Source organism: Labrys miyagiensis (assembly GCF_030160835.1).
In the GTDB taxonomy this organism is placed as follows: Bacteria; Pseudomonadota; Alphaproteobacteria; order Rhizobiales; family Labraceae; genus Labrys; species Labrys miyagiensis.
On the sequence record NZ_BSPC01000005.1, the window covers coordinates 612,912 to 625,029 of the forward strand.

Below are 12,118 nucleotides of genomic sequence, written 5' to 3' on the forward strand. Positions count from 1 at the left end.
GGGAGCGCCGCCCATGAAATTCGGCCATTTCTTCGTCGACCGTCCGATCTTTGCCGCCGTGGTCTCCATCGTCACGGTGGTGGTTGGCATCGTCGCCTATGTCGGCCTGCCGATCGCGCAGTTCCCTCAGATCGCCCCGCCCACTGTCGTCATCAATGCCACCTATCCGGGCGCCAACGCCCAGACCATCGCCGAGACGGTGGCGGCGCCGCTTGAGCAGGCCATCAACGGTGTGGAGGGGATGATCTATCAGACCTCCCAGGCCACCAATGACGGGTCCCTGCAGATCACGGTGACCTTCGCCACCGGCACCGATCTCGACATCGCCCAGGTGCAGGTGCAGAACCGCGTTTCCGCGGCCGAGCCCCGCTTGCCGGCGGATGTCCGCGCCCTCGGCATCACCGTCAACAAGTCCTCGTCGGACTTCCTGCTGATCGTCACGCTCTATTCGCCGGACAACTCGCTGAGCGACTATGGCATCTCCGACTATGCCATTCTCAACATCAACGACATCATCGCCCGCGTCGACGGCGTCGGCTCGACCTTCTCCTTCGGCCTGCGCGAGCCGTCTCTGCGCGTGTGGCTCGATCCGGAGCGCCTCGCCAGCTTCAACCTGACGGCGGGCGACGTCGTCAACGCGCTGCGCGAGCAGAACGTCCAGGTCTCGGGCGGCACGCTCGGCGGCCAACCCTCGCCGAACAACACCACCAGCGAGATCACCGTCACCACGCTCGGCCGCTTCCAGGATGCCGACCAGTTCCGCGACGTGATCGTCAAGGCGACCCCGGATGGGCGCCTGCTCCGGCTCAAGGATATCGCGCGCATCGAAGTCGGCGCCAAGCAATATGGCTCCAATCTCTACCTCGACGGCCAGCCGACGGTGGGCCTTGCCGTGCTGCAGCGCCCAGGAACCAACGCGCTCGCCACCGCCGATCGCGTCAAGGCCAAAATGGAGGAACTGTCGAAAGCCTTTCCGGATGGCCTGAAATATTCGATCGTCTACAACCCCACCGAATTCGTCTCGGCCTCGATCGACGCTGTCTACCACACCTTCTATGAAGCGATCGTGCTCGTCGTCATCGTCGTCTTCATCTTCCTGCAGTCCTGGCGGGCGGCCATCATTCCCATCATCGCCATTCCGGTCTCCCTGATCGGTACCTTCGCGGTGATGCACGGGCTCGGCTTTTCCCTGAACATGCTCACGCTGTTCGGCCTGATCCTGGCTGTCGGCATCGTGGTCGACGATGCCATCGTGGTGGTGGAGAATGTCGAGCGAAACATCCATGACGGCATGTCGCCCAACAAGGCGGCTCACGCCACCATGGACGAAGTCGGCCGCGCCGTGATTGCCATCGCCCTGGTGCTGTGCGCCGTCTTCGTGCCGACGGCCTTCATTCCCGGCATCTCCGGCAAGTTCTACCAGCAGTTCGCGGTGACGATCGCCGCGGCCACGGTGATCTCGGCCTTCAATTCGCTGACCCTGTCGCCTGCCCTGGCTGCCATCCTGCTCAAGCCGCACGACCCCGGTCACAAGGGCGGCTTCTTTCTCATGCGCGGGCTGCGGAGATTGGGCGACGCCTTCAACCGCGGCTTCAACCGCCTGTCGGGCGGCTATGGCGGCACAGTCGGCTTTGCCGTCAGGCACAAGCTCGTCTTCCTGCTCATCTATGCCGGGCTGATCTACGCCACCTTCTATGTCTATCAGAAGGTGCCGGGGGGCTTCGTGCCGGAGTCGGACCAGGGCTATGCCATCGTGGTGGTGCAACTGCCCGACGGCGCCTCGCTGGAGCGCACCGACGCGGTGGTGAAGAAGGCGCAGGAAATCGCCGCGGGCTCGCCGGGCGTGGCCCATGTCATCGGCGTCGCCGGCTTCTCGGGCGCCACCTTCACGGCGGCCTCCAACGCAGCCACCATCTTCGTGCCCTTCACGCCCTTCGAGGAGCGCCTGAAGCAGGGGCTGACCTCCAAGGCGATCGTGGCGGAATTGCAGAAGCGCGCCTTCGCCATCGAGGAAGGCCTCGTCTTTGTCATCGAGCCGCCGACGATCCAGGGCCTGGGCACCGGCAACGGCTTCAAGATGCAGGTGCAGGACCGCGGCGGCGTCGGCAACGAGGCCATGATGCAGGCGGCTTACGCCCTGATGGGCAAGGCCAACCAGACGCCGGGCCTGATGCAGGTCTACACCACGCTCTCCAACAACGCCCCGCAGCTCTTCGTCAATGTCGACCGCGTCAAGGCGCAGATGCTCAACGTGCCGATCGGCAATGTCTTCGAGGCGTTGCAGGTCTATGTCGGCTCAGCCTATGTCAACGACTTCACGCGGCTCGGCCGCGCCTTCCAGGTGAACGCCCAGGCCGAAGGCCGCGATCGCCTCAACAAGGAAGACCTGATGCGCATCAAGGTGCGCAGCACGTCCGGTGCGCTGGTGCCGCTCGGCTCACTCGTGTCTTTCCAGGAGCGCACGGGCCCGGATACGGTGACGCGCCATAACCTCTACCCGGCCGTCTATCTCAGCGGTTCCGGCGCACCCGGCGTCTCCTCCACCACGGCTCTCGACTTGATGGAGAAGGACGCTGCGGAGGTGCTGCCGCCGGGGGTCGGCTATGAGTGGACCGAGATCGCCTTCCAGGAACGCTCGGTGGGCAATACCATCTATTATGTGTTCGGCATCGCCGTGCTGTTTGTCTTCCTGTTCCTGGCTGCCCAGTATGAGAGCTGGTCGCTGCCGCTGGCGATCATCCTGATCGTGCCGCTCGCCATTCTGGCGGCCCTCCTCGGCGGCATGGCGCGCAGCTTGCCCCTGTTCGGGGACTGGTGGGTGCGCAATATGGACAACAACATCCTGACGCAGATTTCCTTCGTCATGCTGATCGGCCTTGCTGCAAAGAATGCCATCCTGATCGTGGAATTCGCCCGTCAGCGCGAGGATCACGGTGACACGCCGTGGCAGGCGGTGATGGAAGCCGCCCGGCTGCGTCTTCGTCCAATCCTGATGACCTCCTTCGCTTTCATCCTCGGCGCGTTGCCGCTCGCCTTCGCCACAGGTCCGGGGTCGGAGCTGCGTCAGGCAATCGGCACGGCCGTTGTGTTTGGCATGAGCGGTGTTACATTCCTGGGCCTGTTCCTCACGCCGGTGTTCTACGTGACAATTCGCCTGATCGTGCGTGTGGTTTTCCGTGAAAAGCCCAAGCCGAGCACTGTGACGCCGGCCACCATGGCCGAACCAAAGGGAAGCTGAAACCTGTCGTTAAGTATGGTACAATCCACTGCGTTTCACCGTTCGGTGAAATCCGTGTGACAGGACCGCTGGCTTCCCTAACGGGCCGGAAGGCGTCCGCCCGTCAGCAGCGTTCCGGGTTCGGCCAGGGGCGGCCTCTTTGGGTCAAGTGCGTGATCTAGCGTACTTACTTTGCCGATATATCTGCCGCTTCTTCTACTGAGCGGGCAGGTTTTTGCGCGGGGATGGCGCCGCCTCTATGGCAAGCGGAGCGTGATCTATGGACAAATCTGAAATCCCTCCCCCATTTCGATCTCGCTACTTTGCAGGTGGGACGCCAGATCATGGGTGAGCAACGATGCCCAGCGCCGTAGGCGTTACCACCTCTCGTGGTGTTTGCGTACCAACGTCCCAGTTTACCGTGTCACGCCGCAACGCATTGTTTCTAGGCCTCTGTTAATTTCGTAACGGATATGCAGCGTTCTCTCTGAGTTCAAACTTGTTAAATTCATTATTTTAAGTAATTACTCTAGGGAATTTACCGAGAGTATTGCTGTAACGAAGCCTGATCTTGATTTGAGCCGGTGCCGGGTGTTGTGTGACTCGGCCGTGACTTGAAAAGACACGGGATGGTCGTCTTGTTGACTTGCGTGTAAATAGCAAGAGACTATTGTGTGCGGGCTGTTCGTCGGGCGCAGTTCGTATATTCTTCCTGCCGCGGGACGGGCGTGCATCGAGACGGCGCCAGATCTCGCAGAAGGCAGGTTGGTTTTTGACCACCTCGAGGCTGCCTTCGGGAGCCCGGAGATCGTTGGATGAATGCTGAGCGCGATATTGCAATTCATTTGGTCGGAATTCCCCACGTGGCGATCCCCACGGAAGGCGTTTTCCCGGCTAAAGGTTATGTCCTCGTCACCATGCTGCTGCTTGCAGGCAGCCGCCGGATGAGCCGGCAGGCGATTGCCTCGCTGTTGTGGGACGATGCACCCGAAGAAAAGGCGCTGACCAATCTGCGCCAGCTTCTGGTGCGAATCAACCGCTGCTGGCCGCATGATGAGATGCTGGTCGAGACCAACGGCCCGCATCTGACGGCGGGTCCGGGCGCCGAGCGCAGCGACCTTGCCACCATCCTGATGCACCAGAAATCGGCCGTACTGGCCGAACGGCTGCGCGGCGTGCTGCTGGCCAAGGGCGATCTCCTCGACACCATCGATACCGGCGGCGCGGAATTGTCGCAATGGTTCCGCGGCGAGCGCGAGCGCTTCCGCCGCCTCGTGCTGACACTTGCCGCCGACGTGTTGGTGGAGATGACCCGCTTCGGCCGGGCGCAGGAGCGCGAGATCGACAAGATCGGCGAATGCATGCTGGCTCTGGAGCCGGAGCGCGAGGAGACTTTCCGCGCCTTGATGGAAGCCTATGGCCGCAACGGCAATATCGATGCGGTGAACCGCACCTATGCCACGCTGATCGAGGTGCTGCGCCGCGAATTCGACGCCGACCCACGGGCCGAGACAGTGGCCGCGGTGCGACGCATCCTCGCCAGCGCCCCGCGCGCCCGGCTGCAGATCGTCTCCGACCGGGACGCTGCCGTTCCCAGCCAGGCGGTGCGGGAGATTTCCGCCGTGCGCAGCATGGCCGGCCTGCCGCGCGTGGCGCTGTTCCCGCCCAAGTCCCTGCCGGGCCAGGCCCTGCATCCACTGCATCGCGCCCTGGTCGAGGATATCGCCAACGACCTGTCGCGCCACCGCACCTTCGCCGTGGTGGCGCCGCATTCGAGCTTCGGCGTGGCCGACACGCCCGACAGCGAGCGCATCGCCGCGTTGCGTAGCGGCTACCTGATCTCCGGCTTGATGGTGCCGGGTGGAGACCAGATGGCACTGCGGCTGACGCGCCAGCCCGGCGACGAAATCATCTGGGCCGCCGAATATCCGGTGGCGCTCGACAGGCTCGCGGTTTCCTTCCGGCTGGTTTCGCGCCAGATTGCCGCCACGCTCGCCAGCGAGATCGAGCGTGACCAGCTCGACCGCATGCGCGCCGATCCCAAGCCCATTGCCTACAGGCATTATCTGGAAGGCCAGTCCCGGCTGCGCAATTCTGACCTGCCCAAGCTGCGCCGGGCACGCGCCGAATTCCGCCAGGCCATCCAGGAGGACCGCAATTTCGCGCCCTCCCATGCCCGCATCGCCCAGACCCTGCAGCAGGAATGGCTGATGCTCGGCGGCACCGATCCCTATCTGCTCAACCAGGCCAAGGCGGAGGCGGAACTGGCGATTGAGATCGACGCCGGCAGTGGCATTGGCCATTGGATGGCGGCGGTGGTGGCGCTCTATCAGCGTGACTTCGATCGCACGGCCGAGAAGTTCCTGGATGCCGAGATGCTTAACCCGCATTCGGCGGATCTGCTCGCCCATCACGCCGACGCGCTCTCGCATCTGGGCGAGGCCGATGCCGGCTGGGAGCGCTTCCAGCGCGCACTGGAGCTCAATCCATTCCCGCCGGACTATTATTGGTGGTTCGGCGCCACCATTGCCATCCGCCGCCGCGAGTTCGGCGCCGCCATCAGCATGTGCAGCAAGATGGAGAGCGATGAATCCGTCATGCGCGTCCTGGCGATCTGCCACGGCCATCTCGGTGAGGTCGAGACCGCGCGCCAGTATGGCCGCCGCCTCATGGAGATGTATCCGGGCTCGACCGCCGTGGATCTCGCCCAGATGGCGCCGGATCGGCGGATCGAGGACATCACTCTCTGTGCCGAAGGTCTTCGGATCGCAGGTCTGGCCTGACCCCGTGTCAGCGGTTCTTCGGGAGAGAAGTACGTAGTCGAAGTGCCCGTGGACATGGAGGGGAAATGCCAAACGGACGCATGTATGTGGTCGGCGAACGAGGTGCCGGCGTTCTGATCTTGAAGACCAATCCGTTGCGAGTGGTCGAAGTCAGCGACGAGGAAGTGCGCAAATATGGCGCCATCGCCGGGGGGGATGGCTATGCCAAGGTTGCCGCTTCGCTTTGGCGCCTGATCGCGGATTTCCGCGCGGGCGTACCTGAGGGAGCCGGCCTCGACGAAACCAAGACTTCGGGCGTGGAGAGCCTGGTGGTCTCGGGCGTGAAACTCACCCATGCCGATTTCGTGTTCACCACCGAAATACTGACGCCGGAGAGCCAGGCACAAGCCCAGGCGCAGGCTCAAGCGCAGGCCCAAGCTCAGGCGCAGGCCCAGGCCCAAGCTCAGGCTCAGGCACAGGCACAGGCACAGGCTCAAGCCCAGGTCGATGATGGGCCGCCGCGCCCACCCAGCGACGAGGATGTCAAAGCCCTTATTCATGCCCAGACGCAGGCGCAGACCCAGGCCCAGACCCGCCCCCACGCCTATGCGGGGATCGGGCCTGCCCTGAAGCAGCTCTTTGCCGAGGAGGGCGAGACGCTGCAGAGCGCCGTCCTGTCCGACGAGCCGTCCAAGTGACGGTGGTTGGGTGACGACGTTCGTATCGCCACCATGCAGATGACGATTGGATAAGGAATGGCCGGGCAGGACCGACTGCTTCGCTCATTGCCGGCGTACGCCGAGGCCGCACCGCTGGCCTCGGCAGCATGGCCGCCCCTTGCGCCCTTCGGCATCACGCGGGTGGGCGATCTCACCGATCTCGACATCATCGGCCTTCCCGTCTGGTTTTCGGTGCGGCCGAATTCGCGCGTGCTCTCGGTCAGCCAGGGCAAGGGCCTGACCCACGAGCAGGCCCGTATCTCCGCCATCATGGAATCGGTCGAGGGGGCCGTGGCGGAGAAGACGCGCGAGATCGTCACCGAGTTTGGCAGCTGTGCGGCGCTGAAAACGAGGGGGCGCGATCTCGTGCCGCTGGAACGGCTCGACCGCTGCCGTTTCGGCGTCTTCTCACCCTCGCGCGAGCGAGCTTGGGTCCCCGGCGTCGAGCATGGCACGGGCCGCCCCGTGCTGGCGCCCTATGAGCTGGTGGGCCTCGATCTGCGCACTTTCCTGCCCTGGGACCACGCCGGCTTCCACATGACCTCGAACGGCCTCGCCGCCGGACCGAGCTTCGAATTCGCCGCCGCCGCCGCGTTGCTGGAGCTGATCGAGCGCGACGCGACCGCCCTCAATGGCCTGTTCGGCGGACGCACGATCCAGCAGCTTCGCTGGGAGCCGGGCTTTCATGGCGGGCTTGACGAAGCGGTCGCCAAGGTCGAGGCGGCCGGGCTCGAGCCTCGCCTTTTCGTCTCGGCGAGCCAGGTCGGCTTGCCCGTGGTGAGCGCCATCATCACCCGGCCCGTCCTGCATGAGGCGGGGGCGGGCGCGCGCCTGTCCGGCGGCGATGCCTGCCGGATCGATGCCGGCGATGCCGCCCTCGCGGCGGTGCTGGAGGCGGTGCAATCGCGCCTCACCAACATCGCCGGCTCGCGTGACGACATGGACGAGACGCAGTATGGCCCGGGCAGTGGCACGCTGCCGGCCTTGCTGCCCGACGCGCTGCCGCTCCCGCGTCTCGTGGCGGGAGCGGCAGCGCGTGACCTTTCGCCTGCCGCGCGGCTGGAGACCATCGTCGGCCGGCTGGCGGCGGCAGGCCTGACCGAGGTCTTCCTGTTCGACCTGCCGGTGCCCGTATCAGGCATCCATGTCGTGCGTGCCCTGGTGCCGGGCCTCAAGGCCGAGATCGCCGGCCATGTCACGCAGGTCGCCGCCGGGGATCTGCGCAATGTGCTGCTGGGGCCGGGCTCATGACGCGCGTGGTGTTCGCGGGCCCCAGCCTCCATGGCGTCGATGCCGCCCTGTTCGAAGGGTTCGACATGCGCCCACCCGCGGGATGCGGCGACGTGCTGGCTGCGGCGATGGGCGGGGCTGAAGCCATCGGCCTGATCGATGGCATCTTCGACCATGCACTCTCGGTCTGGCACAAGGAGATCCTTCACGCCATCGGGCAGGGTATTCCCGTCTATGGCGCCGCCAGCATGGGCGCCCTGCGCGGGGCCGAATGCGCCGCCTATGGCATGATCGGTGTCGGTCGCATCTATGAAGACTATGCCAGCGGCAGGCGCGTGGCGGATGCCGATGTGGGCGTCGCCCACGCTCCGGCCGAGCTCGGCCATGCGCCGTTGAGCGTGGCGCTGGTCGACGTCGAGGCGACGCTGGCGGCGGTGCGCGCTGCCGACGCCTTGCCGGACCAGATTTGCGAGGCGATCCTCGCATCCGCGCGTGGGCTGCATTTCAAGGAGCGTACCTGGCCGGATGTCGTCGCCCGCGCCGGGCTCGCCGAGGCGGCTGGTGTGGAGGCGGCGCTGGAGCGCCATGCCTGCAGCCAGAAACAGGAAGATGCCCTCGCATTGCTCGCCCGCATGCGGGCCGATGCCGGCGAGCCGGGGCCAGTGGCGGATTTCACCTTGTCGCGCACCGGCTTCTTCATGAAGCTGCATCGCCGGGTGGAGGCGAGGCTGGCGCATCTTGTCGAGGGTAGGGGTTCCATGCCGGTCTGAAGACCGGCACACCTATGTGCGTGGCGTCCTTTCGGTGTGCCGGTCTTCTCAGCCACATCGGCTTCAGGCGATGTGGCGGAAACGGCATGGAGCCACAGGCGTCTCAAACCGGTCACAAGACCCAAAAGAAAAAGGCGGATCATGCGATCCGCCTTTGTCCTCACACGAACTGCCCGTGGCAGTGCTTGAATTTCTTGCCCGAGCCGCAGGGGCAGGCCTCATTGCGGCCGATGCGGCCCCAGGTCGAGGGATCGTTGGGATCGCGGGTCTCCGGTGCCACTGCCGCCAGGCCCGCCGCTTCGCCGATGGCGATCGGTGCGCTGAGCTGAGAAGGCGGGAAGCCTGAACCGGCTGTGGCGAATTCGTCTTCCCCGGTGAGCGGGTCGATGTGCTGGCCGTACATCTGCGGCAGTTCCGGCTCCTGGGGCATCACCTGCAGGCGGAACATGGTCCGGGTGACATCCTCGCGCCAGCGCTGCATCAGGTCGGAGAAGAGCTGGTAGCCTTCCGACTTGTACTCGATCAGCGGATCGCGCTGGGCCATGGAGCGCAGGCCGATGACCTGGCGCAGATGGTCGAGTGTGACGATGTGCTCGCGCCAGAGATTGTCCAGCGTCTGCAGCAGCACCGCCTTCTCGACTTGGCGCGTCACCTCCGGGGTGAAGGCCGCGGTGCGCTCGTCGGCATGCTCCTTGGCCTTCTCGGAGATGCGATGAGTGAGTTCCTCGTCGGCGATGCCTTCTTCCTTGGCCCAGTCCTTCACCGGCAGGTCGAGGTTCAGCACATCGTTGATGGCGGTATGAAGCCCCTCGGTGTCCCATTGCTCGGGATAGGCGTTTTCGGGCACATGGGCGCGCACGAGATCGTCGATGACGAGGTGGCGGAAATCGACGATCGAGTCGTCGACGGAATCCTGTGCCATCAATTCGCGGCGATGCTCGAAGATCTCCTTGCGCTGGTCGTTCAACACATTGTCGTATTTCAGGATGTTCTTGCGGATATCGAAATTGCGCGCCTCGACCTTCTGCTGCGCCTTTTCGAGCGCCCGGTTGATCCAGGGATGCACGATCGCCTCGTCCTCCTTGAGGCCTAGCTTGGAGAGCATGCCGTCCATGCGATCCGAGCCGAAGATGCGCATCAGGTCGTCCTGCAGCGACAGGAAGAAACGCGAATGGCCGGGGTCGCCCTGCCGGCCGGAGCGGCCGCGCAGCTGGTTGTCGATGCGCCGGCTCTCGTGGCGCTCGGTGCCGATGATGTAGAGGCCACCAGCCGCGATTGCCTTCTCCTTCAGGCCGGCGACCTGGGCCTTGATCCTGGTTTCGGCCTCCTCGCGCTCCGGCCCGGCCGGAATGTCGCCGAGTTCGACCTTGATGCGCATGTCCGCATTGCCGCCGAGCTGGATGTCGGTGCCGCGGCCCGCCATGTTGGTGGCGATGGTGATGGCGCCGGGTACGCCGGCCTGGCTGACGATGAAGGCTTCCTGCTCGTGATAGCGGGCATTCAGCACCGCGAAGACCTTTTCCTCCGCCGTACCCTGGTCGCCGTCATAGAGAGAGGCGAAGGCGTTGGGGTCGGAGAAGTCGCGCTGCTTGTAGCCCTGCTTGAGCAGGTATTGCGCCAGCGTCTCGGACTTCTCGATCGAGGTGGTGCCCACCAGCAAGGGCTGGCCGATCTTGCGGCAGTCCTCGATCAGGCGGACGATCGCCTTGTATTTCTCGTCGACCGAACGGTAGACCTCGTCGTCATCGTCGAGGCGCTGCACCGGACGATTGGTCGGGATTTCGATCACTTCGAGCTTGTAGATGTCCATGAACTCGTCGGCCTCGGTGGCGGCCGTGCCGGTCATGCCCGCGAGCTTGGCGTAGAGGCGGAAATAGTTCTGGAAAGTGATCGAGGCCAGGGTCTGGTTCTCGGGCTGGATCGTCACCTTTTCCTTGGCTTCCAGCGCCTGGTGCAGGCCTTCCGAATAGCGCCGGCCCGGCATCATGCGGCCGGTGAACTCGTCGATGATCACCACTTCGTCGTTGCGGACGATATAGTCCTTGTCGCGCGTGAACAACTTGTGGGCCCGCAGCGCCTGGTTCACGTGATGGACGATGGTGACATTGCCGGCATCATACATCGAGCCTTCGCGCATCAGGCCGGAACCGGCCAGCATCTGCTCGACATGCTCGTTGCCTTGCTCGGTGAGGTTGACGGTGCGCTGCTTCTCGTCGAGCTCGTAGTCTTCCTTGCTGAGGCTGGGCATCAGCGCGTCGATGGTCATGTAAAGCTCGGGCCGATCTTCCAGCGGGCCGGAAATGATCAGCGGCGTGCGGGCTTCGTCCACCAGAATGGAGTCGACCTCGTCGACGATGGCGAAGGCGTGGCCGCGCTGGACCATCTGCGCCATGTCATATTTCATGTTGTCGCGCAGATAGTCGAAGCCGAATTCGTTGTTGGTGCCATAGGTGATGTCGCAGGCATAGGCCGCGTGGCGTTCCTCGTCGGAGAGGCCGTGTACGATCACGCCGGTGGTGAGGCCGAGGAATTCGTAGATTCGGCCCATCCATTCGGCGTCGCGCCGGGCGAGATAGTCGTTGACGGTGACGACATGCACGCCCTTGCCGGCGAGCGCGTTGAGGTAGACGGGGGCGGTGGCGACCAGCGTCTTGCCTTCGCCGGTCTTCATTTCGGCGATGGCGCCCTCATGCAGCACCATGCCGCCGATCAGCTGGGTGTCGAAATGGCGCTGGCCCAGCACGCGCTTGGCGGCCTCGCGCACGGTGGCAAAGGCGGGCACCAGGATGTCGTTCAGGCTCTTGCCGGCGGCGAGCTGGGCTTTGAATTCCGCGGTCCGGGCGCGTAGCGCCTCGTCGGACAGCGCCGCCACTTCCGGCTCCAAGGCGGTGATGGCGGCAACCTTGGGATTGTAGGCTTTGAGCCTGCGGTCATTGGAGGAGCCGAACAGTTTCTTGGCGAGCGAGCCGAACATAGAAGGCCTTCAAGTTTTTGCGCCGAGGCGGCGCCATGATCCGAACCATCGGGAGCCGCGTGCGACACCCCAGGAGCGTTCTTCGGTCTGACCGAACCGGTAAGAACCGCAAAAACGCGTCGAAATAAAGAGCTGGCGAAAAACGGCGCTTGCGCTCAAACGCGTTTTGCTCCAGCGGCGGCCTTATCCCGATCGCAGTGCGATGTGGCACGAGAATGACGGCGAGCCCCCTTGGGGAGCCTCCGGCGCTCGGGGAGCAGGCCGCTCCAGACAAATTCGTGAACCGGACGTCCCAAGGCCCGGCGACAGACCCCACGCCAGCACCACGGTTCGAAGGTTTGCTGGCCGGACTCACTTAAGTATTGGGGGTGGGGGTGTCAATCGAACTGGCCCCTTACAAATCGGTCAGATACGTCATTTCGCTGAAAAATCCGTGACAATCTCCA

6 protein-coding genes are annotated in these 12,118 nt (G+C 64.3%); 5 read left to right on the top strand and 1 reads right to left on the bottom strand.

Annotated elements, in window-relative coordinates:
• The first annotated feature begins 13 nt into the window (after nt 1-13).
• From QQL24_RS03655 to QQL24_RS03675, 5 genes are all read left to right on the top strand, one after another.
• A complete protein-coding gene (locus tag QQL24_RS03655) occupies nt 14-3,238 on the top strand; it encodes an efflux RND transporter permease subunit (protein WP_284310516.1) in 3,225 nt (1,074 codons plus the stop codon).
• Nucleotides 3,239-4,080: 842 nt separating this feature from the next.
• A complete protein-coding gene (locus tag QQL24_RS03660) occupies nt 4,081-6,000 on the top strand; it encodes a BTAD domain-containing putative transcriptional regulator (RefSeq protein WP_284310517.1) in 1,920 nt (639 codons plus the stop codon).
• 65 nt (nt 6,001-6,065) lie between these two features.
• Nucleotides 6,066-6,677 (top strand): hypothetical protein, encoded by a 612-nt coding sequence (locus tag QQL24_RS03665; protein WP_284310519.1) that lies wholly within the window; start codon nt 6,066-6,068, stop codon nt 6,675-6,677.
• Between the two features lie 57 nt (nt 6,678-6,734).
• A complete protein-coding gene (locus QQL24_RS03670) occupies nt 6,735-7,949 on the top strand; it encodes a YcaO-like family protein (protein ID WP_284310520.1) in 1,215 nt (404 codons plus the stop codon).
• Nucleotides 7,946-8,698: a TfuA-like protein gene (locus QQL24_RS03675; RefSeq protein WP_284310521.1), complete on the top strand. Its 753-nt coding sequence runs from the start codon at nt 7,946-7,948 to the stop codon at nt 8,696-8,698. The genes QQL24_RS03670 and QQL24_RS03675 overlap by 4 nt, the downstream gene beginning before the upstream one ends.
• Nucleotides 8,699-8,858: 160 nt before the next feature.
• On the opposite strand, the gene secA is transcribed toward QQL24_RS03675, so the two are convergent.
• Complete coding sequence (secA, locus tag QQL24_RS03680) at nt 8,859-11,672, bottom strand: preprotein translocase subunit SecA (RefSeq protein WP_284310522.1); 2,814 nt, start codon at nt 11,670-11,672, stop codon at nt 8,859-8,861.
• Nucleotides 11,673-12,118: the final 446 nt, after the last annotated feature.